Genomic DNA, 25,952 nt, shown 5'->3' with positions numbered 1-25,952 from the left:
CACGGTGGGCGGCCGGTGGTGGCTGCTGCCCGCGCCCGCCGCCGACACCACCCAGCGGGCGCACGCTCAGGCCGAGGTGCTGCTGGAACGGCACGGCGTGGTGACCCGGGGCGCGGTGACGTCGGAACGGCTTCCTGGGGGATTTACGCCCGTATATCAGGTCTTGCGGGCGTACGAGGAGAGCGGACGGTGCCGCCGGGGCTACTTCGTCGAGGGCCTCGGGGGCGCGCAGTTCGCCCTGCCGGGAGCGGTCGACCGGATGCGCGCCATGGCGCCCGGCCTCGCCCCGTCCGGCGGTCCAGAGCTCTCCCCAGGGGGCGGCGGTCTAGGGTCCGGCTCCGGGGTTGGGAGTTTTGGGTCCGGGTCCGGGGCTGGGGGTTGGGGGTCCGGGGCCGGCGGTCCGGGGATCGGCTCCGGGGCTGGGAGTTTTAGGCCCGGTTCAGGGGCTGGGGGTTTGGGGTCCGGCTCTGGGGGCGGGCGGAGGGCCGTGGTGCTGGCCGCCGCCGACCCGGCCAGCCCGTACGGCGCCGCGCTCCCCTGGCCGCAGCACCCTGGCGAACTCGGGCACAAGCCTGGCCGGAAGGCCGGTTCGCTGGTCGTGCTCGTGGACGGGCACCTGGTGCTCTACGTCGAACGGGGTGGCAAGACGCTGCTGTCGTTCGCCGACGACGACCGGCTGCAGCCCGCCGTCGACGCCCTCGCGCTGGCTGTGCGGGACGGGGCGCTCGGGAAGCTGACCGTGGAACGGGCCGACGGCACGGCCATCGTCGAGTCGCCGCTGGCGGCGGCCCTGGAGGCGGCCGGCTTCCACCCCACCCCCCGCGGGCTGCGCCTACGCTCCTGAGCTCCTGAGCTCCTGAGCTCCTGAGCTCCTGCGACGCGACGACCGCAGGGCGCGAGGGCCGAGAGCGCGGGAGCCGGATGCGCGGAGGGTCGCGGGGTCCCGAGGCGCGGGGTCCCGAGGCGCGGAGGCGGCAGGGCAAGGCCGGGGCCGCAATGTGGCCGGCGGTGCGGGAGCCGGAGGGGTGGCGGGGTTCCGAGGCGCGGAGGCGACAGGGTAGGGCCGGGGCCGAAGCTGGCGGTGTGGAAGACGGAGGCGCGGAGGTCGAGGGCCGGAAGCGACCGGGCAGGGCCGGGGCCGAAGCTGGCGGTGTGGGAGCCGGAGGTGCGGAGGTCGAGGGCCGGGGCGAGGGGGTGTGGGGGCGGGGGTTGGGTTGGGGGGGTGGGGGCGTGATGGGTGGGGAGGTGGGCGGGCTGTATACGATTGTCGCCTCATGGCTGATTTGACGCTGGGCGCGGCCCATCCGACCTTGCGCGACGAGGTCACCAAGGAGCTGCGGCGACGCATACTCTCCGGCGAGCTCGCCCAAGGTGAGCGGCTGGTCGAGGACCGGCTGGCCGCGCTGCTCGGCGTGTCGCGCAACCCCGTGCGCGAGTCCATCCGGGTGCTGGCCGCCGAGGGGTTCGTCGAGGTCGTGCCCCGGTTCGGCGCCAGCGTCGCGCGACTGTCGGCGGCGGAGGGTGAGGAGCTCTTCGACGTGCGCATGGCGGTCGAGGGCCTGGCGGCGCGGCTGGCCGCGCGCAAGCGCACCCCCGAGTCCGCCGAGCGGCTGCGGCAGGTGCTGGAGCAGGCCAAGGAGGCCGTGGAGAACGAGCGCCTGGAGGAGGTGGCCGATCTCAACACGGCCTTCCACCTGGCCGTCGGCGAGGCGGCGGGCAACTCGTACCTGAGTCTGATGATGAAGCCCATGCTCCTGCGGGCGCAGTGGGTCTTCAGCCAGACCGCCGCCGCCCGCGGGCCGCACTCCTGGACCGAGCACCTGAGCCTGTGCGAGGCCATCGCGGCGGGCGACGAGGACGAGGCGCAGGCCAGGGCCATCGCGCACGTGGCCGCGGCCAGGCGGTCGTTCCTGGCGGCGATCCGCAGGGCAAATCCCCCGAACGATTAGAAAACACTCAGATAACAACACAGGGTCAGGAAACACCAGTGAAATGTGAGGTCTTGTATACAGTCTCCTAAACCTTTCAACGGAGGCCCCATGAGACCGTCCCCCAGGCTCGTCGCGGCGCTCGCCGTTCTCCCCCTTGCCCTGACAGCTTGCGGCGGAGGCGGATCGAGCGGCACCCCCGCAGCCCCTCCCTCCATAGCCGACGCCTCGGCCGACAACCGGCCGGTCAAGGCGGGCGGCACGCTCAACGTGGCGCTCAGCGCCGACCCCGACGCGCTCGACCCGAGCATCTCGACCACGCTGGTGGGTCGCGAGGTGTTCGCGAACATGTGCGAGAAGCTCTTCGACATCGACGCGCAGTCGAGCCTGGTCCCGCAGCTGGCCGGCGCCTTGCCCGAGGTCTCCGGTGACGGCAAGGAGGTGACGATCAAGCTGCGCGAGGGCGTGAAGTTCAACGACGGCACGGCGTTCGACGCCGAGGCGGTCAAGAAGTCGCTGGACCGGCACCGCACCTGGGAGAAGTCCGCGCGCCAGGCCGACCTGGCGGCGGTGTCCAAGGTGACCGTGGTCGACCCCACGACGGTCAAGCTCACGCTGACGCAGGCGTTCACGCCGCTGACCGCGCAGCTCGCCGACCGCGCCGGCATGATCATGTCGCCCAAGGCCCTGGACGCGGGCAACGACAACTTCGGGGCGAGCCCGGTCTGCGTCGGGCCGTTCAAGTTCGCCAGCCGTACGTCCGGCAGCCAGATCATGCTGGAGAAGGCCCCCGACTACTACGACGCGGCCAAGGTCAAGCTCGACAAGCTCGTATACAAAATCATCGTGGACCCGAACGTACGGGCCGCGAACCTGAAGTCCGGCGACGTCCAGGTGGGCGACAACCTCGCCACCACCACGGTCAAGGGCGTGCAGAGCGACCCCAACCTCAAGGTCGTGTCCGGCGGCGGCCTCGGCTACTACGGCATCACGATCAACACCGGCAACGCCGGCGGCTCCACCGAGAAGCCCGGCACGGTGAACACGGCGCTGGCCAAGAGCCCGCAGCTGCGCGAGGCGTTCGAGCTGGCCCTCGATCGCGACGTGATCAACAAGACCGTCTACAACGGTTTGCACGAGGTGGACTGCTTCCCCGTGCCGGTGGACAGCCCGTACCGCGCCAAGGACCTGCAGTGCCCGGCACGCGACCTGGCCAAGGCCAAGCAGCTGGTGCAGGCGTCCGGCGTGCAGACGCCGGTCCCGGTCACGCTCACCAGCCCGAACGACGCCACCAACGTGCGCCTGGCGCAGGTCATCCAGCAGATGACCAAGGAGGCGGGCTTCAACGTGAACGTGCAGACCGCCGAGTTCGTCAGCACGCTTGAGCAGGGCAAGTCCGGCAAGTTCGACGTCCTGCTGAACGGCTGGTCGGGCCGCGTCGACCCGGACGGCAACCTCACGAACCTCATCACCAGCCGCGGCAGCAACAACTACAGCGGCATGTCCGACCCGGGCATCGACGACCCGATCAAGCAGGCCGCCGCCGAGTCGGACCCGGTCAAGCGGGCCGAGCTCTACGCGGGTGCCCTGAAGAAGGCCGCCGAGGTGAGAGGCGTCCTGTACCTGTACCACAACAAGTACTACCTGGGCATGAGCAAGAACGTGGCCGGCGTCCAGTACTTCAAGGACGGCCTGCCGCGCTTCGTCACCGCCGGGTTCACCGCGTAATGCTCTGGTTCATCCTCCGGCGCTGCGGATCGGCCGTGATCGTGCTGTTCCTGGCCAGCGTCCTGATCTTCCTCGGGATCAGGGCGCTGCCCGGGGACCCGGCCACGGTCATGGCGGGCGAGGAGGCCTCGCCCGCCGTGATCGAGGCCATCCGGCACGAGTTCGGCCTGGACAAGCCGTTGCCCGCCCAGTACCTCGACTACGTCGGCCAGACCCTGACCGGCAATCTCGGCCGCTCCACACAGGACCAGCTCCCGGTGATCGACATCATCGCCGAGCGGCTGCCGGTGACGCTGGAGCTGTCGGCCCTGGCCATGCTGGTCGCGATCGTCGTCGGGGTGGGCGCGGGCATCGTCGCGGCCGTCCGGCGCGGCCGGCTCGCCGACTACCTGGCCACCGGGTTCGGCCTGGCCGGGCTGTCGGTGCCGCACTTCTGGCTCGGCCTACTCGGCATCCTGCTGTTCGCGGTCACCTGGCGGGTCCTGCCCGCCTCCGGGTACGTCCCCTTCACCCAGGACCCCGGCCAGAACCTCCAGCGCATGATCCTGCCCGCCCTCGTGCTCGGCACCGGCTTCGCCGCCATCCTCATGCGGCAGACCCGCTCGGCCATGCTCGGCGCGCTCTCGGCCGACTACGTCCGGACCGCCAGGTCGAAGGGCCTGTCCGAGGTCAAGGTCGTGGGCGCGCACGCGCTGCGCAACAGCCTGACGACCGTGGTCACGGTGCTCGGCCTCCAACTCGGCGCGCTGATCAGCGGCGCGGTGGTGACCGAGCAGATCTTCGTGATCCCCGGGTTCGGCAAGCTGACCGTGGACGCGGTGCTGACCAGGAACTACCCCGTCATCCAGGCCGTCGTGCTGATCACGGTCATCGGGTACGTGCTGGTCAACCTGCTGGTCGACATCGTGTACGCGTTCCTCAACCCCCGGATCAGGCTGTCGGGGGGCGCGAATGACTAGGCTGTGGCGGCGTTTCAAGCGGCGCCCGATGCCGATGGCCGGGCTGGTGCTGGTGGTCGCGTTCGTGCTGCTGGCGCTGATCGGGCCGCTGGTGACCGGCGACCCCACCGCGCAGGACTACCTGGCCACCCTCGCGCCCCCGTCGGGCGCGCACCCGATGGGCACCGACGACCTGGGCCGCGACGCGTTCGCCAGGATCGCGCACGGCGCGCAGGTGTCGTTGCAGGCCGGCGTGCTCTCCACGCTGCTGGCGATGGCCGTGGGCATCCCGATCGGCCTGGTCGCCGGGTTCTACCGGCGCTGGCTCGACCCGATCGTGATGCGGCTGGTGGACGTGACGCTGGCGTTCCCGTTCCTGGTGTTCGCGGTGGGCCTGGCGGCGATCATCGGGCCCTCACTGAAGGGCGTGGTGTTCGCGCTGGGCTTCTCCCAGCTGCCCGCCGTCATCAGGATCACCCGTGGCGAGGTGCTGGCGGTCAGGGAGATGGACTACGTGGCCGCGGCCGTCGCCGACGGCGCGGGCGACGGGCACCTCATCTTCCGTTATGTGCTCCCGAACTGCCTCAACCCGCTCATCGTGCAGGCCACCGTGGCGATCCCGGGGGCGATCATCGGCGAGGCCACGCTGTCGTTCCTGGGGCTGGGCGTGCAGCCGCCCACGCCTTCGTGGGGCGTGATGCTGACGACCGCGCAGCAGTATCTGAGCGACGCGCCCTGGCTGGCCGTCTGGCCCGGGATCATGATCGCGCTGGCCACGCTCGGCTTCAACCTGCTGGGCGACGGGCTGCGGGACGTTCTGGACCCGAGGAGCGGCCGATGAGCCTGCTGGAGATCACCGACCTGAGGGTCGGCTTCGACACCGAGGACGGCCTGGTGCAGGCGGTCAGGGACATCTCGCTCACGCTGGACGAAGGCGAGATCCTGGCGCTGTGCGGCGAGTCCGGCTGCGGCAAGTCGGTCACCGCGATGTCGGTGCCCAGGCTGCTGCCGCCCGAGACGACCCGGCTGTCCGGCTCGGTCAGGCTGGACGGGCGCGAGCTCACCACGCTCCCCGAGGCGGACCTGCGGCACGTACGCGGCAAGGAGGTCTCGGTCGTCTTCCAGGAGCCGATGACCTCGCTGAACCCGTCGTTCAGCGTCGGATACCAGATCACCGAGGTGCTGCGCAGGCACGAGCGCCTCTCGCGCCAGGCCGCCAGGACCCGCGCCGTCGAGCTGCTGGAGCTGGTCGGCATCCCGGCGCCGCAGCGCCGCATGAAGGAGTACCCGCACCAGCTCTCCGGCGGCATGCGCCAGCGCGTGATGATCGCGATCGCGGTGGCCTGCTCGCCCCGGGTCCTGATCGCCGACGAGCCCACCACGGCGCTCGACGTGACGATCCAGGCGGGCGTGCTGGACGTCTTCCGCGACCTGCGCGACCGGCTCGGCACGGCGATCATCCTCATCACGCACGACCTGGGCGTGGTGGCCGACATCGCCGACCGGGCCGTGGTCATGTACGCCGGCCGCGCCGTCGAGCAGGCCCCGGTGGCCGAGTTGTTCGCGAACCCGCGGCACCCGTACACGCTGGGCCTGATGAACGCGCTCCCGTCCGCGGCGGTCGGCGGCCGCCTGGCCGAGATCCCCGGCATGGTGCCCTCGCCGCTGTCGGATCCCGACGAGTGCGCGTTCCAGGCCCGCTGCCCGCGCGCCCAGGGCGACTGCCGCGCGGCCAGACCCCCGCTCGAACGGCACGCGGACGGCCATCTGGCGGCCTGTTTCCACCCGGGAGGCAAGCAGTGATCCTGCGGATCGACAACCTGGTCAAGCACTACGGCCAGGTACGCGCCGTGGACGGCCTGTCGCTGGAGCTCGCCCAGGGCGAGGTGCTCGGCCTGGTCGGCGAGTCGGGCAGCGGCAAATCCACGGTCGGAAAGTGCGTGCTGCGCCTGACCGAGCCCACCTCGGGGGCCATCGAGCTGGACGGCCGCGACATCACCCACCTGTCGCGCCGGGCCATGCGCCCGCTGCGCAGGGACGTCCACATGGTCTTCCAGGACCCCTACTCATCGCTCAACCCGCGCTTCACGATCGGGCAGATCGTCGCCGAGCCGCTGCTGCGGCACAAGGTGGCCGACCGGCGTGAGGTCTCCGGACGCGTGTCCGCCATGCTGGAGAAGGTGGGGCTGCGGCAGGAGATGCGTTCCCGGTTCCCGCACGAGCTGTCCGGCGGGCAGCGGCAGCGGGTCGGGCTGGCCAGGGCGCTGATCCTGGAGCCCAAGCTGGTCGTGGCGGACGAGCCGGTGTCGGCGCTGGACGTGTCGGTGCAGGCGTCGGTGCTCAACCTGATCACGGACCTGCAGCGGGACATGGGGTTCTCGTGCCTGTTCATCACGCACGACCTGTCGGTGGTGGAGTTTCTCGCCGACCGGATCGCCGTCATGTACCTGGGCAAGATCGTCGAATCCGGCCCGACGGCCGAGATCTTCGCCGCGCCGCGGCACCCGTACACGCAGGCCCTGTTGTCGGCGGCGCCGGTGCCCGATCCGGTCCGGCAGCGGGAGCGGCGCAGGATCGTGCTCGGCGGGGACGTCCCCAGCCCGGTCGACCCGCCGTCCGGGTGCCGGTTCCACACGCGGTGCCCGCTGGCGTACGACGCCTGCCGTACCGAGGAGCCGCTGCTCCGGGATCCTCGCGGCAACGGCCATCCGGCCGCGTGTCATCTTGTCACGGTGGACCGCGTTCCCGACGCGGCCGCCAATCTGTAAGAAGGAGAGATCTTGTTCACCACCAGGCCCGAGCTGACGGGCGACTTCGGCATGGTCGCCAGCACGCACTGGCTGGCCTCGGCCACCGGCATGGGCGTGCTGGAACGCGGCGGCAACGCCTTCGACGCGGCGGTGGCCGCCGGGTTCGTGCTCCAGGTCGCCGAGCCGCACCTGAACGGCCCCGGCGGCGAGGTGCCGATCCTGCTGTGGAGCGAGGACGAGCAGAAGGTGTCCGTGGTGTGCGGGCAGGGCGTCGCGCCGGCCGCGGCCACCATTGAGCGCTACACCGGGCTGGGCCTGGACATCGTGCCCGGCACGGGGCTGCTGGCGGCCACCGTGCCGGGGGCGTTCGGCGGCTGGATGCTCATGCTGGAGCGCTGGGGCACCTGGTCGCTGGCCGACGTGCTGGCCCCCGCGATCCACTACGCCGAGCACGGGGTGCCGGTGCTGGAGCGCATCGCGGCCACGATCGAGTCGGTCGAAGGACTGTTCAACGACGACTGGCCCACGTCGGCGGCGACCTGGCTGCCCGGCGGCCGGATCCCGGCGGCCGGGTCGAAGCTGGCCAACCCGGTGCTGGCGGCCACCTACCGGCGGGTGGTCGCCGAGGCCGAGGCCGCGTCGAGCACCCGCGAGGGACAGCTCGCCGCCGCCCGCCGCGCCTGGTACGAGGGGTTCGTGGCCGAGGCGATCGCCGAGTTCTGCGCCAAGACGGCCTGGCGGGACAGCAGCGGCGAGGCGCACGGCGGGCTGCTCACCGGCGACGACCTGGCCCGGTGGTCGGCCTCGGTCGAGGAGCCGCTCGCCTTCGACTACCGCGGCCACACCGTCTACAAGACGCGGCCGTGGGGGCAGGGGCCGGTGTTCCTGCAGCAGCTCGCGCTCCTTCAGGGCTTCGACCTGGACGGGATGGAGCTCCTCGGCGCCGACTACGTGCACACGGTGACGGAGGCCGCCAAGCTCGCCTTCGCCGACCGCGAGGCCTGGTACGGCGACACCGACGTCCCCGTGTCCGACCTGCTCAGCGAGGCCTACAACGCCGAGCGGCGCAAGCTCATAGGCGCGCGGGCCAGCTTCGAGCTGCGGCCCGGCGCCCCGGGCGGCCGCGCCCCCAGGCTGCCCGACTACCCCGCGCCCGGCACGGCGAGCGACGCCCCCGGCATCTCCGGCGCACGCTCCCCGCAGGGCGTCGGCGAGCCGACCGTGGCCCGCGACGGCACGGTGAAGGGTGACACCTGCCACCTCGACGTCGTGGACCGCTACGGCAACATGGTCTCGGCCACCCCCAGCGGCGGCTGGCTGCAGAGCTCCCCCACCATCCCCGAGCTGGGCTTCTGCCTGGGCACCAGGGCTCAGATGTTCTGGCTGCAGGACGGGCTGCCCGCCTCGCTGCGTCCCGGCACGCGTCCGCGCACCACGCTGACGCCGTCGTTCGCGCTCAGGGACGGCAGGCCGTGGCTGGCGTTCGGCACCCCCGGCGGCGACCAGCAGGACCAGTGGAGCCTGAACTTCTTCCTCGCGGTCGTCCACGGCGGGCTGAACCTGCAGGAGGCCATCGACGCCCCCATGTTCCACTCCGAGCACTTCCCCAGCTCGTTCTTCCCGCGCGGCTCCCGTCCTGGCGTGCTGCACGTCGAGGACCGGGTGGACGCGGGTGTGTCGGCGGAGCTGCGGCGGCGCGGGCACGAGGTCGAGGTGCAGGGCTCGTGGACGCTCGGCAGGCTCAGCGCCGTCGCCCGTGACGGCGAGTTCCTCAAGGCCGCCGCCAACCCGCGCGGCGCCCAGGGCTACGCAGTCGGCCGATGACGGATCTCCTGTTCATGCTGGGCGCCGGTCTGCTGGCCGGTGTGGTGAACGCGCTGGCGGGCGGCGGGACACTCATCTCGTTCCCCGCGCTGCTGGCGCTGGGTTATCCGAGCCTGACCGCGTCCGTGACCAACGCGGTGGCGCTGTGGCCCGGCTACCTGGGCGGCGTGCTCGGCTACCGGGCCGAGCTGCGCGGCCAGCGGCGCCGGGCGGCGGCGCTGTCGATCACGACCGTGCTGGGCGCGGGCGTGGGCAGCGCGTTGCTGCTGCTCACGCCCGGCCGGCTGTTCGAGTCGCTGGTGCCGTGGCTGGTGGCCTTCGCCAGCCTGGCGCTGCTGGCCCAGCCGTGGCTGCGCAGGCTCTTCGGCGGTGAGGCCGACGGGCCGCCCAGCAAGCTCGTGTACGCCGGGGTCTTCCTGGGCGGCTGTTACGGCGCCTACTTCAACGGTGGAATGGGAGTACTGCTCCTGACGGTGCTCGGCATGTTCCTGCACGACAACCTGCATCGGGTGAACGCCGTGCGGGCCACGCTCGCGCTGGTGATCAGCACGGTGTCGGTCGTGGCGTTCTCCCTGTTCGGTCCCGTGCAGTGGCAGGCCGTGGCGGTGATCGCGCCGGCCAGCCTGGTCGGCGGGTTCCTGGGCACGCGTCTGGCCAAACTCATGTCGGCCAAGGTCCTGCGCGGCGTCGTTGTCGCGTTCGGCCTGGGTGTGGCCGTGGCGCTTGCCTTGCGTTAGGCGGTATCGCTACGCGACGGTGGCCTCGATGAGGTCGTCCACCACGTCGGCCAGGTCGTGGCCCCTGGCGTGCACCCGGCGCTGGCGCATGGCTCCCGAGCCCTTGCGCAGCAACCGGTCCAGCCCCTCCTGGACGAACGTCAGGTCGCCGGCCTCCGCCAGCGCCGGGCGTACGTGCTCCAGGAGGCGGCCCGCCATCACCGGCGCGGGCACGAGGGCGCCGTGCCGCACGTCCATGCTGTCGCCCGTCAGCCCGTAGCGGGCCGCGCGCCAGTAGGCGGCGCGCAGCACCTCCGCCGGGATCGGCAGCCCACGGTCACCCCGCTCCACCGCGGCCAGCGCGGTCACCACCAGCGCGCGGATGAGCCCGATCAGGGTGAGACTGTCGCTCACGTCGAGCGGCACGTCGGCCACCCTGATCTCGACCGTGGGCAGCCGGGACGACGGCCGGGCGTCCCAGTAGACCGTCTTGGCGTCGAGCAGCACGCCCGAGTCCGTGAGCGCGCGCACCGCCAGCTCGTAGTCGCCGAACGACGGGAAGTACGGCGGCGCGCCGGACACCGGCCAGCGGCCCCAGCTGATCACCCGCCAGGACGCGTAACCGGTGTCGCGGCCCACGAAGAACGGCGAGTTGGCGGCCAGCGCGATCAGCGTGGGCAGCCAGGGACGCAGGTGGTTGCCGACGTAGACGGCGTGCTCTTCATCGGGCACGTCCACGTGCACGTGCAGGGCGCAGATGCTGATCTCGTCATGAAGTGCGCGATAGAGCGTCCTCCCTTGGTGATAGCGATCGTCGTCGGCGAGCGGCGGCGGCATGACGTTCCCCAGCACGGGGATGCCGCTCGCGACGACGGCCAGTCCGCACGAACGGGCGGCGAACGCCACCTCCTGCCGCGCGGAACGCAGTTGCGAGCCGAGCTCGCTGAGGTCGGCGGAGGGCGGCGTGCGAGCCTCCACCTGGAAACGCGTGATTTCTTGCACCACGTCGAGCACATCCGTCGCCGCGGCCAGGACATCGGCCGCTCGGGGAGCCACGTGGCGGGTGCGGGGATCGACTACGAGATATTCCTCTTCGATCCCGATCAACGGAACCATACCCACACCTCGCTGGGAGTCCAAACCTCCGACTGAAGGTTGTGCCCGGCGCACGCCCAGGGGAAAACCCCAGGAGCAAACGATTGCTCAGATGGGCCCGTAGAGGGCGTGGGCAAATCCCGTGGACATGGCCCAATAACGGTCGCCGTACGACCAGTGCCACCACTCGGTGGGGTAGTTGACCAGGCCGGTGGGCTCCAGAGCGGCGGCGAGGAGCTTGCGGTGGGCGCGCGCGTCGTCGGAGATATTGGGGGCGGCCGTATAGCAGGCGCCGTCGCTCTGCTCCGGGTTGTCGTTGACCTGGGTGCCCATGTCGTACTCGACGCCGTCGGGGTCGCACAGGGTCAGGTCCACGGCGGCGCCGGCGGTGTGGGGGGCGACCTCGACCGGGGACACGTACCGACTCGCCGCGATATATGACTCGTCGGGGGAAATTTCGGGGAATGTGGTGTGGAGTTCTGCCCGGTACGTCTCGAAGATCCGCCGCTGGGTGGCGATGGGCCGGTAGCCCTCGACGATCAGCAGGTGGAACCCCTCGGGCAGCGAACGCTCGGCCCGCTCCAGCCGGTCGAGCAGGCCGGAGCGCAGGTGCGCGTACGCGCCCTCGTCGTCGGCCAGCCGCGTGTCGACGCGCAGCCGCCCGCGCACGTCGGCCAGCGGCTCGCCGCACTCGCGCACGGGAAGCGCGGTCACCCTGGGGTCGGAGATGAGCACGACATCGTTGGGGGACAGCCACATGAGCAGAAATTCTCACACAGTATCGGAGAAGACCTGCTCCCGGGCCTGCTCCAGAGCGGCCACCAGCGCCCCGCGCAGCACGGGGTTGCCCGCGACCTGGGTCGTCACCACGGTCGGCCGGCTGGGGCAGACGCGGGCCACCGCCTCCTGCACCTTGGCGGCCAGCCGCGCGCCGCCGGCCCGGCCGATGTCGCCGCTGAGCACGATCAGCCCGGGATCGAGCACGACGGTCACCGCCGCCGCGCCCACGGCCAGCCGTCCCGCCACCTCGTCCAGGTAGCCCTCGTCGCCACCGCGGACCAGGTCGGGCACCGTCCTGCCGGTCACGCCGTGCCGGTCGGCCAGGCCGCGCAGCGCGTCGTGGCCCACCAGGCGCTGGAACGAGCCCGACTGCGGCTCCGAGACGTCCGTCGGCAGCGGCTCGCCGGGGACCGGCAGCCAGCCGATCTCGCCCGCTCCCCCGCTGATGCCCCGGTGCAGCCTGCCCCCCAGCATGACGCCGAGTCCCTGGCCGACGCCGGCCCAGATCACCACGAAGTCGTCGTGGCCGACGGCCGCGCCGTGCTTGTGCTCGGCGAGCGCGACCAGGTTGACGTCGTTCTCGATGGTGACGGACGCGCCGAGCGTCTCGCGCAGGCTGGCCAGCACGCCGACGTGCCATTCCGGCAGGTCGTACGACCAGCGCACGTCGCCCGTGATCGGATCGACCACCCCCCTGGTGCCGATGACGAACGCGCGCAGCCGCGACAGGCTGACGTTCGCCGTGTCGCAGGCGCGCTGCACCGCCTCGTGGACCGCCTTGACCGGGTCGCGGCCGTCGGACGGGTTGAGCGTGATCTCCACGACCACCCTGCCTGTGATGTCCGCCACAGCGACCTTGAGGCTGTCGGGCAGGACCTCGAGGCCGGCGACGTACGCGCTGGAGGGAACGACGGCATACAGGGCGGCGTGCGGCCCCCTGCCCCCTGCGCGCTCCCCCGCGACCTCGACCAGCCCCCGCTCCTCCAGGCGAGCGAGCAGCTGACCTGCGGTTACCTTGGAGAGCCCGGTCCTTTCCCCCAGCTCGGCCCGGGTGAGCGGGCCGTCCATCAGGAGGAGTTCGAGTGCCGCGCGATCGTTCAACCTGCGTAGCAGCCGGGGGACTCCCGGGCTTCGACTCATTACCGCACCCCTCTCGTCACGAATGGCTAACGGGCGTTTCTTTTAAGAAAGTTTCTTGTTAGTTTAGCAGCGTTGTTCGACATTTGACGATCAGCCTGGTGCGGACCGTAGGCCGGCACCCGGGAAGGGAGAACCCTGTGAGGATCGCGAAGATCACAGCCGCTACGGTCAGCACGGCCGCGCTGGCCCTGGGTCTGGCCGCCTGTGGCTCGAGCGAGACCCCCTCGTCCTCACCAAGCGCCGCCGCACCTGCCAGCAGCGGCCCCAAGTACGCCGGCAAGACGCTGACGTTCTGGCGCCTCGGGGACACCAACCCCGCCGCGCAGAAGTACACCGACGAGCTGGTCGCCGAGTTCGAGAAGGAGACCGGCGCCAAGGTGAACGTCGAGTGGATCCCTTGGCCGCAGGTCAACGACAAGTTCACGGCCGCGGCCGCCGGCGGCACCGGCCCTGACGTGACGGAGATCGGCAACGACCAGGTGCCGCTGTGGCAGAGCCAGGAGGCCCTGGAGCCGATCACCGACATCGTGGCGGGCGGCGACCAGGCCCAGATCCCCAAGAACCTCATGGGGCTGGAGACCATCGACGGCGAGACGTACGCCGTGCCGTGGGGCGGCGGCAGCCGGGCGGTGCTCTACCGCGCCGACTGGTTCAAGGAGCTCAAGATCGAGATCCCCAAAACCTGGGACGAGCTCGTGGCGGCCGCCAAGAAGATCCAGGCCAAGAAGGGCAAGGACGTGGACGGCTTCGCCTTCAACGGCGGCTCCGACGCCAACCACCTGCTCGGCGCCCTCGCCTGGACCGCCGGCGGCGACTACGCCGTCAAGGAGGGCGAGAAGTGGGTCGGCAAGCTCACCGACCCGGCCTTCAAGGAGGGCTTCGCCCAGTACACCGGCCTGGTGACCGACGGCCTGTCCGGCAAGTCGCGGCTCAACCAGAACACCACCGAGATCCGCACCCGCTTCGCCAACAACAAGGTGGGCATGTACCTCACCGCGTCGTGGGACCTGCCGGGGATCGCGGAGGACAGCAAGGGCAAGCTCAAGGGTGACAAGCTGGCCTTCTTCCCGCTCCCGTCCAAGGCGGGCGGCGAGGCGCAGTCCTTCCTCGGCGGCAACGACATCGCCGTGTGGGGCTCCGCCAAGGAGAAGGACGCGGCCAAGGAGTTCGTGAAGCTGGCCTCCAACAAGCAGTGGGGCGTCAAGTACGCCACCGACGGCGGCCTGCTCCCCGTCTACCCCGAGGCCCTCGCCGCGCTGTCCAGCGACCCGGCGCAGGCGCCGTTCGCCGCGGCCTTCGCCAAGGCCAAGGCCTTCCCCGCCGACCCGCAGTGGACGGAGGCCAACGAGACCAAGGCGGTGCTGCAGAACGCGGCCCGCAAGGTCATCGAGGGCAAGGCGAGCGCGGATGACGCGCTGGCCGCTGCCAACAAGGAACTCGAAGACATCCTCAACGCTTCCTGAGACCTATGACGAACACGTCAACGCTCGCCCCCCGGGGCGGAGGCCGCGCCTCCGCCCCGGGACGGCGCCGCTCACACCGGCCACCGCGGGCCAGCGGGCTGCCCGCCTGGTCGATCCCCTACGTCCTGCTGATCCCGGGACTGCTGGTCATCGGCGCGCTGCTGCTGTGGCCGCTGATCCAGATGGTGATCATCTCCTTCCAGAAGGTGGGACTCGTCCAGATCTCGGGCAAGAAGCCGGCCACCTGGGTCGGGCTCGAGAACTTCACCAAGGTCTTCGAGAACGACATCTTCTGGTCCTCGCTGCGCAACACGCTGGTGTTCGCGGTGATCGCGGTGCCGCTCACGCTGATCCTCGGCACCGCCGTCGGCGTCCTGCTGCACCGGCTCGGCAAGAAGATGTCGCTGTTCGTCATCATCGGCATCATGTTCGCCTGGGCGGTCCCGCCGGTGGCGCAGGGCATGATCTGGCGCTCGCTGTTCGACGCCGAGGCCGGCATCGTCAACTGGGCGCTCAACCTGCTGCCCGACGGGCTCTCCAAGGCCCTGTTCGGACGGGCCGACTGGACCGGTCAGCCGTGGCTCAATGACGCCTGGTCCATCTACATGGCGCTGATCGTCTGCGTCGTCTGGGCGGGCTTCCCGTTCATCGCGGTCTCGGTGCTGGCCGGCCTCAAGGGCATCCCGGCCGAGCTGTACGAGGCGGCCAAGGTGGACGGCTCCGGCGCCTGGCGCACGTTCAGGAAGATCACCTTCCCGCTGCTCAAGCCGGTGTTCGCGGTGCTGACCGTGCTCTCGATCATCTGGGACTTCAAGGTCTTCTCCCAGCTGTACGTGCTGGCCGGCACCACCAACCGGGAGGCCTACAACCTGTCGATGTACGCGGTGACCGAGGCGTTCAAGGCCCCGCCGAAGATGGGATCGGGCGCGGCCATCGCGGTGGTCCTGACCGTGATCCTGCTCATCGTCACCGCGGCCTACATCCGCCAGATGTTCAAGCAGGAGGAGCTGTGAAGAGCCCGCAGGCCCGCAGGCGCCTGGGCAAGGCCACGCTCAACGCGGCAGGCGTCCTGGTCTTCCTGGTCGCCGTCTTCCCCGTCTACTGGATGGTCTCCACCGGCTTCAAGGCGAACGACCAGATCTTCACCACCGAATTCATCCCGTTCCCCACGCACTTCACCTTCGAGCACGTCACGCGGGTGCTCACCGACGGCGTGGCCGGGCACTCGATCTGGCTCTACATGCGCAACAGCGCCATCGTCGCGCTCGGGACGGTCCTGATCGGCGCGGTCTTCGCGCTGCTGTCGGCCACCGCCGTGGCCCGGTTCCGGTTCAAGGGGCGCACGGCGTTCCTGGGCCTGCTGCTCGTCGCGCAGATGATCCCGGCCGAGGCGCTGCTCATCCCGCTGTTCCTCGGTGTCAAGCGGCTGGGCCTCTATGACCAGTTGCTCGGTCTGATCGTCACGCAGGTCGCGCTGACGCTGCCGTTCGGGATCTGGATGCTGCGCACGTTCGTCGCCGCCGTGCCCAAGTCGCTGGAGGAGGCGGCCTGGATCGACGGCGCGAGCCGGTTCACCACCTTCTGGAAGGTGCTCTTCCCGCTGGTGGCCCCGGGGCTGGTCGCGACCAGCATCTTCTCGTTCATCACCGCGTGGAACGAGCTGATCATGGCGCTGTACCTGATCAACGACCCGACGAAATACACGATGCCCGTCGCCCTGCAGTACTTCTTCGGGCAGAAGGGCACCGACTGGGGCGCCATCATGGCCAGCTCCACGATGATGACCATCCCGGTCGTCATCTTCTTCCTTCTCGTACAACGCCGCATGGTCTCCGGCCTGGTCGCCGGGGCCGTGAAGGGCTGACATCCGCAGGGCGAATGCCTTATTCGACCCTGCCCATCTTTGGGCCTGAAATCCGATGAGGAGCTATGAGTCAGAGTGATCGGGGGCTGCGCCGTCTCGCGGCCGGCACGCTGCTCGTCGCCTTCCAGGGCACCGTGGCGCCCGAATGGGTGCTGCGCGAGCTGGAGCAGGGCCTGGGCGGCGTCACGCTCTTCGGCTTCAACGTGGCCGATCCCGGCCAGGTGAGCGACCTGACCTCCGCGCTGCGGGGCGCCGGTGAGCCCGTCATCTCGCTGGACGAGGAGGGCGGCGACGTGACGCGGCTGGCGTACCACGTCGGCAGCCCGTACCCGGGGAACGCGGCACTGGGCGCGGTGGACGACGTCGAGCTGACCCGCCGGGTCTACCGCGCGATCGGCTCGGAGCTGGCCGCGTGCGGCATCAACCTGGACATGGCGCCCAGCGCCGACGTCAACACCGAGGCCGACAACCCGGTGATCGGCACCAGGTCCTTCGGACCCGACCCGGAGCTGGTCGCCAGGCACACGGTGGCGGCCGTGGAGGGCCTGCAGTCGGTGAACGTGGCCGCCTGCGTCAAGCACTTCCCCGGCCACGGCGCCACCCGGGTGGACTCCCACCTGGCGATCCCCGTCGTGGACGTGGACCTGGACGTGCTGCGGAAGCGGGAGCTGGCCCCGTTCCGCGCGGCGGTCGGCGCGGGGGCCAGGTCGGTGATGACCGCGCACGTCGCGGTGCCGGCGGTGACGGGCGAGACGCCCGCCACGCTGTCCAGCGCCGCGCTCACCGGGCTCCTCAGGGGCGAGCTCGGCTATGACGGCGTGGTCATCACCGACGCGCTCGACATGCGGGCGATCACCAGGAGCGTGGGCCTGGCCGGCGGCGCGGTGCTGACGCTCGCGGCCGGGGCCGACCTGCTGTGCCTCGGGCCGCTGCCGACCTACGACGACGTCCAGGCCATCATCGGGGAGATCGTCTCCGCGGTGCGCGAGGGGCGGCTGCCGCTCTCCCGGCTGGAGGAGGCGGCGGCGCGGGTGGCGGCGCTGCGGGCCTGGTTCGGGGCGCCCGCACCCGTCGCCGCCGAGCAGAACGTGGTCGGCCTGCACGCCGCGCGCCGCGCCGTACGGCTGACCGGAGCGACGGAGCCCCTGGTCGAGCCCCTGGTGATCGAGGTGGACACCCCGCCGACGATCGCCGTGGGCGACGTGCCGTGGGGCGTCGGCCCGTGGCTGCCGGACGCGGAGATCGTCCGGGTCAAGCCCGCGGCCGCCGACGTCCCTGACCTGCTGGCCAAGGCCGTGAACCGGTCCCTGGTCGTGGTGGTCAAGGACGCGCACCGCCACCAGGCGAGCCAGGAACTGGTCTCCGCGCTGGTGGCGGCCCGTCCGGACGCGACGGTGATCGAGATGGGGCTGCCCGTGTGGCGCCCCGACAGCGCCGCCTACATCGCCACGTACGGGGCCGCCCGGGCCAACGCCCAGGCCGCGATCGAACTGCTCACGGCCTAAGGCGCCAGTAGCTCCTCGCGGGCCTGGTCGAGGGCGGCCAGCACGGCGCCGCGCAGCACCGGGTTGGCGTCGGTGATCTTCGTGGTGACGACCTGGGGGCGCACCGGGCAGATCCTGGCCACGGCCTCCTCCACCCGGGACGTGAGCGCGGGCCCGCCGGCATGGCCGATCTCCCCGGCCAGCACGACCAGCCCGGGGTCGAGGATCACGCACACGGCGGCGACGCCCAAGGCGAGCCGGTTGGCGATCTCGTCGAGCAGCGGCTCGCCCTGGGCGCCCGCCGCCATCGCGACCTTGACGCACTCGCCCGCGCTGCCGGCCGCGAACCCGTACGTCTGGGCCAGCTCCGCCACCGCCTCGGCGCTGACCAGCGACTGCAGGCCGCCCGCCAGCGAGGGCAGCCGCCCGGGCTCGGTGCGGATGTCCTCGGGCAGCGGCACGCCGGGCACCGGCAGGTAGCCGATCTCGCCCGCGCTGCCGGAGCGGCCCCGGTGCAGCTTGCCGCCGAGCATGATCGCCAGGCCCAGGCCGCGGCTGGACCACAGCAGGACGAAGTCGTCGAGCCCCTTGGCCGCCCCGTCGGCCCGCTCGGCGATGGCGGCGAGGTTGACGTCGTTCTCGATGGTGACCGCGCGCCGCAGGTCGCCGGCCAGGGCCTCGTGGATGCCCTCGTGCCAGCCCGGCAGGTCGAACGAGAAGCGCACGTCGCCGCTGCGCGGATCGACCACGCCGGGGGTGCCGATCACGACGCCGCGCAGCTTGGACAGGCTGATCTTGGCGCTGCGGCAGGCCTTGACGATCGCGCCGTGGACCACCGAGACGGGGTCGTCGTGGCCGCCGGGGTCGACCGTGACCTCGGCGATCGTGTGGCCGTGGATGTCGGCCACCGCGGTGGAGATCAGCTCGGGCCCGACCTCGAGACCGGCCACGTACGCGCTGGAGGGGATCACCGAGTAGAGGGCCGCGTTGGGCCCCCGCCCGCCGGCCTGGGCGCCGACCACCTCGACCAGGCCGCGCTCCTCCAGCCTGGCCAGCGTCTGCGAGGCCGTGACCTTGGACAGGCCGGTCAGATCGCCGATCTGGCCACGGGTCATGGGGCCTGTGGCGAGCAACAGGTCCAGCGCGGCCCGGTCGTTGATCTCCCTGAGCAGTCTGGGCACACCAGGGCGTCGCTCCACGCTGAATTCCGCCGTCTCATGAGAACCGCTGTTATCGAAAAGGTTGTTGGAAGTTTAGCGCTCTCACCATCGCGCGCATTCGGATCGGGTGCCCGCGGCGCACTACGGAAGCAGCGGCGGGAGTACACCGACCCCACGCAGAACCGCCACCACAGCCCACGCCGTCAAGAGGACCAGGACCGAGGCCGTGCGCACATTCCGGTAACGCCGCTGCCATTTGCGCACCTCGCGCATCTCCCGCTCATGGGCCCGCGCGACGCGTAACTCCGCGATCTGCTGCCGGCTCGTGACCTTGAGCCTTCTCCAGTCGATCTCCTGCCGCACCATGACCCGATTCTGCCTCTCCCCGGCGCGAACCGCTTTTCCCGTCAGCGTTTCGACTGAGCCCGAATCGCGGCCTCGATGCGCAAGCCCACCCCGATCAACGCGATGCCGAAGGCCGCCGCGATCCACAGCCACGGCGGCCGCCCCGAGAAGGCGATGAAGACCAGCACGGCCAGCCCGGCACCCGCGTACAAGGCGATGGTGCCAACACGCAGCGGGTCAAAGTTCAAGGGGTCGGGCGCGTCTGCGGGCTTGGAGGCGTGCTCTGAGTCAGTCACGCCGCAGAGCATCCCAGATCTCCTCCCGAACCTGGAAGCGTCCGCAGGCGACAACGTCCCCGAGCCGTCCGGCCGGGGCTTCGTCGGCCACGGGAGGCAACATGTCCTGAGATTCCCTGAGACGCTGGCCGTTGTCCGAATGCAGGTCAAGAGCAACCTGCACCCCCACAACCAGCACACGAGCGCACCAACCATGTTGACCAGGGGGGATAATCGAGAACATGCGCCTTTCCGCTCGTGTCGACTACGCCCTCCGTGCCGCCGCCGAACTCGCCGCAGCCGGTGCAGGGCCGACTACCGTGGGCGAACTCGCCAAGGAACAGGACATGCCACCCAAATACCTGGAGAACATCCTGTTGCAGATGCGGCGTGCCGGGCTCGTGCGTGGGCAGCGTGGGCCCGAGGGTGGCTACGTGCTGGCCAGGCCCGCCACCGACATCTCGCTGGCCGATGTGATCAGGGCTGTGGACGGCCCGCTTGCCAACGTGCGCGGCGAGCGGCCCGAGCATGTCGGCTACCGGGGGCCCGCCGAGTCGTTGCAGCAGGTGTGGATCGCGTTGCGCGCCACCGAGCGTTCCATCCTGGAGGAGGTCACGCTCGACCAGGTCGCCTCCGGGGCGCTGCCCGAGCGGGTCCGCCAGCTCGCCGCCGACCCGGCCGCCTGGGACTGATCACTTCCGGGTGAACCAGAGCACCACCCGGGCGACCTCGGTCCTGGGTCCGGCGGCCAGCTTGCGCACGGTGCGGCCGGTGGCGTCCGCGAGGACCACGTCGGTGTTCTTGCCGGCCGGCGTGGTGGCCAGGAAGTGGGCGTCGTCGAGCCACCCGTGGTAGGCGCCGCCCTTCGGCAGCCGGGCCACGCCTTTTTTGGCGCCGCTCTCCGCATCCCAGAAGCAGACATTTGCCGAAATATCGGGGCATTTGGTGGTAAAGATTGACCCGAGCGTGGTGCGGGCGACGCCGCCTTCGTAAAGCTCGCCCACCCCCATGAACGTCCGCAACGCCCTGCCTTCGAGATCCAGCACCCGCACGGCCCCGCCGGGCATCTCGTACAGCACGCTCTTGCCGTCCGCGCCCCACCCGAACCTGACGTCGTTCCCGCCGGCGACCTTGGTAACCTTGACGGTGCCCGCGACAACGTCCACGACCGCGAAGCCCACCACGCGGTCCTTTTCCTGATCCTCGATGACGGTGGCCAGCCACCGGCGCCCGTCGGCCGACCAGTTCGGGCGGAACAGCGTGGCGGGCTTGTCGACGGTACGGATCTGCCGGTCCTGGCCGGTGACGCGGTCGCGTATCCGGACGGTCTCGAAGTCCGGCGTGCGGAAGCGGGTGGCCGAGAGCGAGGCCACGTAGCCGCCGCCGGGCGAGACGATCGGCTCCTCGAAGCCTCCGAAGTAGCCGAAGGTGCCGTTCGACGGGTCCCGCACGTACGACAGGTAGCCGCTGGCGTCGCGCTGGTCGTGGTACGACGAGACCCAGATCGGGTCGGCGGGGTTCTCGTACAGCGTGATCTTGGTGTCGGGGATCTTCACCTTCGCCGTCGAGGTGAGCTCCATCCGGCCCTCGCGCGGGGCGGGCAGGGGCGCGGCGATCAGCGTGGGGGTGCCCGTGCCGGCAGGCGGCGGGGCGGGCCGGGTGAGCAGCACGGCCGCCGTCACGGCCACGGCGGCGGTCACGGCCCCGGCGACGAGCCACCACCGGCGGCCCGGCGCTCGGCCGGGAGGCGGTGCCGCCGACTGCTGCCCTTCGGCCAGGAGCCGCTGCTCCGGCACGTGGTGGCCGAGCAGGCCGAGCAGCGCCCGGGCCGCGGTGGGACGGGCCTCCGGAGTCTTGACCAGGCACCGCGCCACCAGGTCCCGCAGCTCCTCGTCGAGACCGCCCAGGTCGGGCTCGGCGTACAGGATCCGGTTGATCAGCGCGGGCACGTCGCCCGCCCCGAACGGCGGGGTGCCCGTCGCGGCGGCCACCATGGTCGAGGCCCAGGCGAACATGTCGGCCGCCGGCCCCGCCGCCCGCCCGCCGAACTGCTCGGGAGCCATGTACGGCGGCGTCCCCACCAGGTGCTCCCCCGCCGGCTCCGACTCCTCCAGCGCCCTGGAGATGCCGAAGTCGATCACCCGTGGCCCGTCCCTGCTGAGCAAGACGTTGCCGGGCTTGAAGTCCCTGTGCACCACGCCCGCCTGGTGGATGGCCGACAGCGCGGTCAGCGTGCCGATGGCGAGCCTGCGCAGCTCCGCTCCGCGCAGCGCGCCGCGTTCACGGATCACCTCCGCCAGCGAGGGCCCGTCGACGAACTCGCTCACCACGTACGGGCTGCCGTTCAGCTCGCCGCTGGCCAGCACCTGGGCGGTGCAGAACGCCTTGACCCGGCGCGCGTACCCGATCTCCTGCTGGAAGCGCGTCCGCGCGTCGGGGTCGTCCAGCCCGGCCCCCAGCATCTTGACCGCGACCCGCCGTCCACCGGGCGCCTCACCGAGGTAGACCACCCCCTGGCCGCCCTCGCCGAGCCGGCCCACGATGCGGTACCCGCCCACCTGGGCGGGTTCACCGGCGCTCAGCGCTTTCGTCATCGCGGCGCGGCGGCGAACTGCATCGAGGCTTTGAGCGGGAGCACGTCGGCGAGCACGCGGACGGTGGCACCGACCAGATCGATGATCTTGACCTGGGCCGTGCCCTTCTTCTTGCCCGGCTCCTGCACCAGCAGGTGCGACTCGCTGAACCAGCCGAGCAGGTTGCCCTCCGAGGTGGCGCGGGGCACCGTTTTCAGCCTGACGCCGGTCGCGGCGTTCCAGACGCACAGGTCCTTGCGGCCGCCCGGGCAGACGGTGACGAACTGCTTGCCCGACGGCGAGTACCAGTCGCGGTCACGGGGCAGGCCCACCCAGTGCATCGACCTGGTCACCTCACCTGAGTCGCTGTAGAAGTCGATCCCGTTGGTCTTGCCGTCGAAGTAGGCCTTGGCGATCCTGCCGTCGGGGGTGAAGGTGAAGTTGAGCGAGGCGTTGTCGGTGAAGGCCGTCTCGACGTGTACGGCCTTCCTGGCGGCCACGTCGACCAGCACGAAGCCCACGATCCGCTGCGGCTTGCCGTCGTCGACGACCGAGAGCAGCAGCCTGCGCCCGTCGCGCGACCAGGCCGGGATCATGGTCCGCAGGGGCTTCTTGACCGTGGCGACGGTGAAGCTCTCGCCGGTGGACAACCTGGTGAACTTCACCTGGTCCATCTCCGCGTTCTGGAACTTCAGCCACGGGTTGAGCGCGACCCAGTCGCCGTCGGGCGAGACCATCGGCTCCTCGGCCAGGCCGACGGCCTTGAAGGCGCCCGACCTGTCCCTGACGTAGCTGGTGAACTTGCCGGCGACCTCCAGGTAGGCCGTCAGCCTGACGGGGTCCTTGGGGTTCTCGTGCAGGGTCGCGCCGACCGCCGGGAGCTTGGTGTCCGTGGCGGCCTTCGCCTCCACCTTCTCCACCGGCACCTGCGTCAGCGAGGAGGTGACCGTGGGCGTGGTGCTCGGCGTGGCACTGGTGGTCGCGGCCGCCTGCCTGACCGGCGCCGGTTCGTGGACCAGCACGTACACCCCGGCTCCGGACACCAGCGCCCCGGCCATGAACGCCGCGGCCAGCGCGGCCGGTCCCCTTCCCCTACGCCTCGGCCGGTCGGGGGGCGGTGGCTGCGGGGCGGGCGGCTCCGCCTGCCCGGTCAGGAACATCGTCTGGCCCACCAGCCGTAACAGCACCGCGCTGGCGCTGGGCCGTCCCGCCGGGTCCTTGTCCAGGCACGCCACGATCAGGCCGTGCAGCTCACCCAGGTTGCCGGGCAGCGTGGGCGCGTCGCGGACGATCCGATCGACCGTCGCGGCCATGGAGCCGCCGTCGAACGGAGCCGACCCGGTCGCGGCGAACACCATGGTGGCCGCCCAGGAGAACACGTCCGCGGGCGGCTCGGCCCCCGCGCCCCGCAGCCGCTCGGGCGCGGTGTACGCGGGAACGGCGACCTTGCGGGTGGAGATGGCCGCCTCCGCCATCGCCTGTTCGAGGCCGGCGTTGATCACCCGTGGCCCGTCCGGGCCGAGCAGCACGTTGCCGGGCCGGATGTCGCCGTGCACGAGCCCTGCCTGATGGATCGCGACCAGCGCCGTGATGGTCCCGACGGCGAGCCGGTGGAGCCCCACCTCGCCGAGGAAGCCTCCGGCCTCTTCGAGCGCGGGCCCTTCGACGTACTCGCTGACGACGTACGCCTGCTCGCCCAGCATGCCGGTGGCCAGGTTCTGCGCGGTGGTGACCGCGGAGACGGCCTGCTGCCGTTCCATGGCGAGGAGGAAGGGCTCGGGCTCCATCTCGGCCGGCAGCAGCCTGACGGCCACGGGTTCCCCGGAGCGGGAGCGTGCGGCGTACACGCTGGAGCCCAGGCGGCCGGTCAGCCGATATCCGCCGATATCGGCGGGGTCGCCCCCGCGTAAACCTGTGATCTCCGGCATGCCGCGATCAGCCTTCCGCCAGGCCTACTCCTCGCCGTCATTATGATCCCCCCACCGCCCCGACGCAGCCGTTCTCGATCATCAACCGCCCGCCTCACCCTGCGCCGCCGCGCGATCCTCGACGGTAGCCGGGAGGCGTGCCCTGCCGGCCGCCCAGAAGAGCGCTAGGGCGGCCAGCTCGACGACGGCCGCGGCCAAGGGCAGCCGGCCGCTTCCGTGGCTCTCCAGCACGAGCCCGCCCAGCGCGCCCCCGCCCGAGACCCCGACGTAGACGGCGCTGCTGTTGAGCGCCAGCGCCTGCGGCCCGGCCGGGCCGGCCAGGGCGAGCAGCCGGGTCTGCGCGGGCGGCGGGATCCACCACGACACGGCCGCCCACACCAGCAGCAGCGGCAGGAGCGCGGGCAGCGGCAGCGGCCGCAGCGCCCAGCAGACGGCGAACAGGCCCATCACCGCCGTGAACCCGGCGATGCCCACGATCAGCGCCCGGTCGGCGCCCCACCGGTCGGCGGCCCACCCGCCGAGCTGTCCGCCCGCCAGCCCGGCGAGCCCGGCCAGCGCGAACACCCACCCCAGCTCCGCCGGCCCGGCCCCGGCCAGGTCCCGCAGGAACGGCGCGAGATAGGTCATCAGCATCATGCTGCCCAGCACGATCCCCACGACGCCGAGCAGGCCGAGCAGCACCTGCGGCCGGGCCAGCGGCGCCAGCCGCTCCCTGACCGGCATGGCGGCCGCCGGGGGTGACTCGGGCAGCGTCGCCCTGATCGCGACCAGCGCGACGAGCCCCAGCAGCCCGCCCAGCCCGAACGTGGCCTGCCAGCCGAACGCGCCGCCCACCCACGTGCCGACGGGTACGCCGAGCATGAGCGAGCCGGTCATCCCGCCCATCACCAGCGCCAGGTAACGTCCCCGGCGCTCTTCGGGGGCCAGCGAGGTGGCGAGGGCGTACACGGCGGGCACGACGGCCGCCGCCGCCAGCGCCGCCAGCACGCGCAGCCCCATGAGGACGGCGTAGGACGTCGTGAACGCCGCCGCCCAGTTCGCCGCGGTGAACACTGCCAGGGCCCAGGTGAGCAGCCCACGCCGCGACCAGGTGGCGCTCACCACGGAGGCCACGGGCGCCCCCAGCGCGAACGCCAGCGAGAAGGCGGTGACGAGCTGCCCGCCCGCCGCCACGCTGACCCCGAGATCGGCGGAGACCTCGGGCAGCACGCCCGCGATGACGTAGTCGTCGGTGGCGAAGGTGAACGTGGTGAAGACCAGGGCGAGCAGCCACGCGGGCATGGGTATCCCCTCCATAAGGGTAACAGTCGTTTCCCATATAAGGTAACAGTCGTAACCCCAATGACCGCAAAGGGATTTCGCCGATGGCCAGGACCGCCGACCCGCACCGCCGGGCCGAACTGCTCGACCAGATCGTCGACTACCTGGCCGGACATGGCCTCTCGACCCTGTCGATGCGCCCGCTCGCCGAGCACCTGGGCAAGTCCACCCGCGTGCTGACCCACCACTTCGCCGACAAGGAGGCGCTGCTCTCGGCCACCATGGAGCGCCTCGACGAGCGGCACCGCGAATGGCTGCGCGCGCTGCCGGGCTGGTCGGGCTCCGACAGCGTGGGCACGATCATCCGCCGCACCTGGGACTGGCAGGCGCGGGAGGAGAACCTGCCGGTCGCCCGCCTGATCCGCGAGATCGAGGGGCTGGCGGCCGGTGGCCGGCTCATGGGGCACGTGCCCCGGCTGCTGGCCGACCGGTCGGAGTTCGTGGCGGGACTGCTGCGCGACCGGGGCGTCCCGGAGGCGGAGGCGCTGCGGATCTCCACGCTGGTCAACTCGGCGTACTCGGGGCTGCAGATCGACTTCCTCACGACCGGCGAGCGCGAGCGTGCAGAGGAGGCGCTGGACCAGCTGTGCGCGCTGGTGGACGGCTGGGTGGCCGCGCACGAGACGGGTGCGCGTTCCTAG

The 25,952-nt window shown here is 71.3% G+C and carries 24 protein-coding genes; 15 read left to right on the top strand and 9 right to left on the bottom strand.

Features of this window, described 5'->3' with window-relative positions:
* From ACWDX9_RS21440 to ACWDX9_RS21400, 9 genes are all read left to right on the top strand, one after another.
* Nucleotides 1-844, top strand: an 844-nt coding sequence (locus ACWDX9_RS21440) for an Lhr family helicase (RefSeq protein WP_449956546.1), incomplete at its 5' end; no start/stop codon positions are given.
* A gap of 430 nt (nucleotides 845-1,274) precedes the next feature.
* The gene (locus tag ACWDX9_RS21435; RefSeq protein WP_449956543.1) at nucleotides 1,275-1,949 is read left to right on the top strand and encodes a GntR family transcriptional regulator; all 675 of its coding nucleotides are present in this window, start codon (nucleotides 1,275-1,277) and stop codon (nucleotides 1,947-1,949) included.
* A 90-nt stretch (nucleotides 1,950-2,039) separates the two neighbouring features.
* Complete coding sequence (locus tag ACWDX9_RS21430; RefSeq protein WP_449956540.1) at nucleotides 2,040-3,656, top strand: ABC transporter substrate-binding protein; 1,617 nt, start codon at nucleotides 2,040-2,042, stop codon at nucleotides 3,654-3,656.
* Nucleotides 3,656-4,615 (top strand): ABC transporter permease, encoded by a 960-nt coding sequence (locus ACWDX9_RS21425; RefSeq protein WP_364240163.1) that lies wholly within the window; start codon nucleotides 3,656-3,658, stop codon nucleotides 4,613-4,615. The genes ACWDX9_RS21430 and ACWDX9_RS21425 overlap by 1 nt, the downstream gene beginning before the upstream one ends.
* The gene (locus ACWDX9_RS21420; RefSeq protein WP_449956536.1) at nucleotides 4,608-5,435 is read left to right on the top strand and encodes an ABC transporter permease; all 828 of its coding nucleotides are present in this window, start codon (nucleotides 4,608-4,610) and stop codon (nucleotides 5,433-5,435) included. The genes ACWDX9_RS21425 and ACWDX9_RS21420 overlap by 8 nt, the downstream gene beginning before the upstream one ends.
* Nucleotides 5,432-6,397, top strand: coding sequence for an ABC transporter ATP-binding protein (locus tag ACWDX9_RS21415; RefSeq protein WP_449956533.1), 966 nt, complete (start codon nucleotides 5,432-5,434; stop codon nucleotides 6,395-6,397). The genes ACWDX9_RS21420 and ACWDX9_RS21415 overlap by 4 nt, the downstream gene beginning before the upstream one ends.
* Nucleotides 6,394-7,362 carry an ABC transporter ATP-binding protein gene (locus ACWDX9_RS21410; RefSeq protein WP_449895278.1) on the top strand — a complete coding sequence of 323 codons (969 nt, stop codon included), beginning with the start codon at nucleotides 6,394-6,396 and terminating at the stop codon, nucleotides 7,360-7,362. Before ACWDX9_RS21415 ends, ACWDX9_RS21410 begins: the two co-directional genes overlap by 4 nt.
* Before the next feature lie 51 nt (nucleotides 7,363-7,413).
* Nucleotides 7,414-9,168, top strand: coding sequence for a gamma-glutamyltransferase family protein (locus tag ACWDX9_RS21405; RefSeq protein WP_449956549.1), 1,755 nt, complete (start codon nucleotides 7,414-7,416; stop codon nucleotides 9,166-9,168).
* A complete protein-coding gene (locus ACWDX9_RS21400; RefSeq protein ID WP_350724773.1) occupies nucleotides 9,165-9,905 on the top strand; it encodes a sulfite exporter TauE/SafE family protein in 741 nt (246 codons plus the stop codon). The genes ACWDX9_RS21405 and ACWDX9_RS21400 overlap by 4 nt, the downstream gene beginning before the upstream one ends.
* A gap of 9 nt (nucleotides 9,906-9,914) precedes the next feature.
* On the opposite strand, the gene ACWDX9_RS21395 is transcribed toward ACWDX9_RS21400, so the two are convergent.
* The 3 genes from ACWDX9_RS21395 to ACWDX9_RS21385 all read right to left on the bottom strand — a co-directional run bounded on the left by ACWDX9_RS21395 (nucleotide 9,915) and on the right by ACWDX9_RS21385 (nucleotide 12,899).
* Nucleotides 9,915-11,000: a carboxylate-amine ligase gene (locus ACWDX9_RS21395; protein ID WP_350724771.1), complete on the bottom strand. Its 1,086-nt coding sequence runs from the start codon at nucleotides 10,998-11,000 to the stop codon at nucleotides 9,915-9,917.
* An 87-nt stretch (nucleotides 11,001-11,087) separates the two neighbouring features.
* A complete protein-coding gene (locus tag ACWDX9_RS21390; RefSeq protein ID WP_449956530.1) occupies nucleotides 11,088-11,738 on the bottom strand; it encodes a M15 family metallopeptidase in 651 nt (216 codons plus the stop codon).
* Nucleotides 11,739-11,750: 12 nt separating this feature from the next.
* The gene (locus ACWDX9_RS21385) at nucleotides 11,751-12,899 is read right to left on the bottom strand and encodes an ROK family protein (protein ID WP_449956527.1); all 1,149 of its coding nucleotides are present in this window, start codon (nucleotides 12,897-12,899) and stop codon (nucleotides 11,751-11,753) included.
* Nucleotides 12,900-13,036: 137 nt separating this feature from the next.
* On the opposite strand from ACWDX9_RS21385, the gene ACWDX9_RS21380 reads away from it, so the two are divergent.
* The 4 genes from ACWDX9_RS21380 to ACWDX9_RS21365 all read left to right on the top strand — a co-directional run bounded on the left by ACWDX9_RS21380 (nucleotide 13,037) and on the right by ACWDX9_RS21365 (nucleotide 17,731).
* Complete coding sequence (locus ACWDX9_RS21380; RefSeq protein ID WP_364240177.1) at nucleotides 13,037-14,362, top strand: extracellular solute-binding protein; 1,326 nt, start codon at nucleotides 13,037-13,039, stop codon at nucleotides 14,360-14,362.
* Nucleotides 14,363-14,367: 5 nt separating this feature from the next.
* Nucleotides 14,368-15,375, top strand: a complete 1,008-nt coding sequence (locus tag ACWDX9_RS21375) for a carbohydrate ABC transporter permease (protein WP_363967610.1) — start codon at nucleotides 14,368-14,370, stop codon at nucleotides 15,373-15,375.
* On the top strand, nucleotides 15,372-16,226 hold the full coding sequence (locus ACWDX9_RS21370; protein ID WP_449956523.1) for a carbohydrate ABC transporter permease: 855 nt from the start codon (nucleotides 15,372-15,374) through the stop codon (nucleotides 16,224-16,226). Before ACWDX9_RS21375 ends, ACWDX9_RS21370 begins: the two co-directional genes overlap by 4 nt.
* Nucleotides 16,227-16,291: 65 nt before the next feature.
* Nucleotides 16,292-17,731 carry a glycoside hydrolase family 3 protein gene (locus tag ACWDX9_RS21365; RefSeq protein WP_449956520.1) on the top strand — a complete coding sequence of 480 codons (1,440 nt, stop codon included), beginning with the start codon at nucleotides 16,292-16,294 and terminating at the stop codon, nucleotides 17,729-17,731.
* On the opposite strand, the gene ACWDX9_RS21360 is transcribed toward ACWDX9_RS21365, so the two are convergent.
* The 3 genes from ACWDX9_RS21360 to ACWDX9_RS21350 form a co-directional block, all read right to left on the bottom strand.
* Nucleotides 17,728-18,909 carry an ROK family transcriptional regulator gene (locus tag ACWDX9_RS21360; protein WP_350724758.1) on the bottom strand — a complete coding sequence of 394 codons (1,182 nt, stop codon included), beginning with the start codon at nucleotides 18,907-18,909 and terminating at the stop codon, nucleotides 17,728-17,730. The genes ACWDX9_RS21365 and ACWDX9_RS21360 overlap by 4 nt on opposite strands.
* A 102-nt stretch (nucleotides 18,910-19,011) precedes the next feature.
* Nucleotides 19,012-19,236: a hypothetical protein gene (locus tag ACWDX9_RS21355; RefSeq protein ID WP_449956517.1), complete on the bottom strand. Its 225-nt coding sequence runs from the start codon at nucleotides 19,234-19,236 to the stop codon at nucleotides 19,012-19,014.
* A gap of 41 nt (nucleotides 19,237-19,277) precedes the next feature.
* A complete protein-coding gene (locus tag ACWDX9_RS21350) occupies nucleotides 19,278-19,523 on the bottom strand; it encodes a hypothetical protein (protein WP_449956515.1) in 246 nt (81 codons plus the stop codon).
* Nucleotides 19,524-19,732: 209 nt separating this feature from the next.
* On the opposite strand from ACWDX9_RS21350, the gene ACWDX9_RS21345 reads away from it, so the two are divergent.
* On the top strand, nucleotides 19,733-20,182 hold the full coding sequence (locus tag ACWDX9_RS21345) for an RrF2 family transcriptional regulator (RefSeq protein ID WP_185071836.1): 450 nt from the start codon (nucleotides 19,733-19,735) through the stop codon (nucleotides 20,180-20,182).
* Here ACWDX9_RS21345 and ACWDX9_RS21340 read toward each other — a convergent pair whose 3' ends face one another.
* The 3 genes from ACWDX9_RS21340 to ACWDX9_RS21330 form a co-directional block, all read right to left on the bottom strand.
* Nucleotides 20,183-22,084, bottom strand: a complete 1,902-nt coding sequence (locus ACWDX9_RS21340) for a serine/threonine protein kinase (protein ID WP_449956511.1) — start codon at nucleotides 22,082-22,084, stop codon at nucleotides 20,183-20,185. It lies immediately after the preceding gene.
* Nucleotides 22,081-23,991, bottom strand: a complete 1,911-nt coding sequence (locus ACWDX9_RS21335) for a protein kinase domain-containing protein (protein ID WP_449956508.1) — start codon at nucleotides 23,989-23,991, stop codon at nucleotides 22,081-22,083. The genes ACWDX9_RS21340 and ACWDX9_RS21335 overlap by 4 nt, the downstream gene beginning before the upstream one ends.
* 81 nt (nucleotides 23,992-24,072) lie before the next feature.
* A complete protein-coding gene (locus ACWDX9_RS21330; RefSeq protein ID WP_449956505.1) occupies nucleotides 24,073-25,272 on the bottom strand; it encodes an MFS transporter in 1,200 nt (399 codons plus the stop codon).
* Nucleotides 25,273-25,355: 83 nt separating this feature from the next.
* Between ACWDX9_RS21330 and ACWDX9_RS21325 the strand changes: the two genes are divergently transcribed.
* The gene (locus ACWDX9_RS21325; protein ID WP_364240192.1) at nucleotides 25,356-25,952 is read left to right on the top strand and encodes a TetR/AcrR family transcriptional regulator; all 597 of its coding nucleotides are present in this window, start codon (nucleotides 25,356-25,358) and stop codon (nucleotides 25,950-25,952) included.

The sequence above is a fragment of the Nonomuraea sp. NPDC003201 genome, assembly GCF_053590415.1.
This window is presented reverse-complemented; position numbering and strand designations above follow the sequence as displayed.

What these genes read in the sequence shown, in the direction of transcription:
- ACWDX9_RS21415 (WP_449956533.1), top strand. Translation starts at nt 5,432, where the DNA reads ATGAGCCTGCTGGAGATCACCGACCTGAGGGTCGGCTTCGACACCGAG.
- ACWDX9_RS21420 (WP_449956536.1), top strand. Translation starts at nt 4,608, where the DNA reads ATGACTAGGCTGTGGCGGCGTTTCAAGCGGCGCCCGATGCCGATGGCC.
- ACWDX9_RS21395 (WP_350724771.1), bottom strand. Translation starts at nt 11,000, where the DNA reads ATGGTTCCGTTGATCGGGATCGAAGAGGAATATCTCGTAGTCGATCCC.
- ACWDX9_RS21365 (WP_449956520.1), top strand. Translation starts at nt 16,292, where the DNA reads ATGAGTCAGAGTGATCGGGGGCTGCGCCGTCTCGCGGCCGGCACGCTG.
- ACWDX9_RS21330 (WP_449956505.1), bottom strand. Translation starts at nt 25,272, where the DNA reads ATGCCCGCGTGGCTGCTCGCCCTGGTCTTCACCACGTTCACCTTCGCC.
- ACWDX9_RS21355 (WP_449956517.1), bottom strand. Translation starts at nt 19,236, where the DNA reads ATGGTGCGGCAGGAGATCGACTGGAGAAGGCTCAAGGTCACGAGCCGG.
- ACWDX9_RS21435 (WP_449956543.1), top strand. Translation starts at nt 1,275, where the DNA reads ATGGCTGATTTGACGCTGGGCGCGGCCCATCCGACCTTGCGCGACGAG.
- ACWDX9_RS21385 (WP_449956527.1), bottom strand. Translation starts at nt 12,899, where the DNA reads ATGAGTCGAAGCCCGGGAGTCCCCCGGCTGCTACGCAGGTTGAACGAT.
- ACWDX9_RS21375 (WP_363967610.1), top strand. Translation starts at nt 14,368, where the DNA reads ATGACGAACACGTCAACGCTCGCCCCCCGGGGCGGAGGCCGCGCCTCC.
- ACWDX9_RS21390 (WP_449956530.1), bottom strand. Translation starts at nt 11,738, where the DNA reads ATGTGGCTGTCCCCCAACGATGTCGTGCTCATCTCCGACCCCAGGGTG.
- ACWDX9_RS21335 (WP_449956508.1), bottom strand. Translation starts at nt 23,991, where the DNA reads ATGCCGGAGATCACAGGTTTACGCGGGGGCGACCCCGCCGATATCGGC.
- ACWDX9_RS21425 (WP_364240163.1), top strand. Translation starts at nt 3,656, where the DNA reads ATGCTCTGGTTCATCCTCCGGCGCTGCGGATCGGCCGTGATCGTGCTG.
- ACWDX9_RS21350 (WP_449956515.1), bottom strand. Translation starts at nt 19,523, where the DNA reads ATGCTCTGCGGCGTGACTGACTCAGAGCACGCCTCCAAGCCCGCAGAC.
- ACWDX9_RS21340 (WP_449956511.1), bottom strand. Translation starts at nt 22,084, where the DNA reads ATGACGAAAGCGCTGAGCGCCGGTGAACCCGCCCAGGTGGGCGGGTAC.
- ACWDX9_RS21430 (WP_449956540.1), top strand. Translation starts at nt 2,040, where the DNA reads ATGAGACCGTCCCCCAGGCTCGTCGCGGCGCTCGCCGTTCTCCCCCTT.
- ACWDX9_RS21345 (WP_185071836.1), top strand. Translation starts at nt 19,733, where the DNA reads ATGCGCCTTTCCGCTCGTGTCGACTACGCCCTCCGTGCCGCCGCCGAA.
- ACWDX9_RS21325 (WP_364240192.1), top strand. Translation starts at nt 25,356, where the DNA reads ATGGCCAGGACCGCCGACCCGCACCGCCGGGCCGAACTGCTCGACCAG.
- ACWDX9_RS21405 (WP_449956549.1), top strand. Translation starts at nt 7,414, where the DNA reads ATGGTCGCCAGCACGCACTGGCTGGCCTCGGCCACCGGCATGGGCGTG.
- ACWDX9_RS21400 (WP_350724773.1), top strand. Translation starts at nt 9,165, where the DNA reads ATGACGGATCTCCTGTTCATGCTGGGCGCCGGTCTGCTGGCCGGTGTG.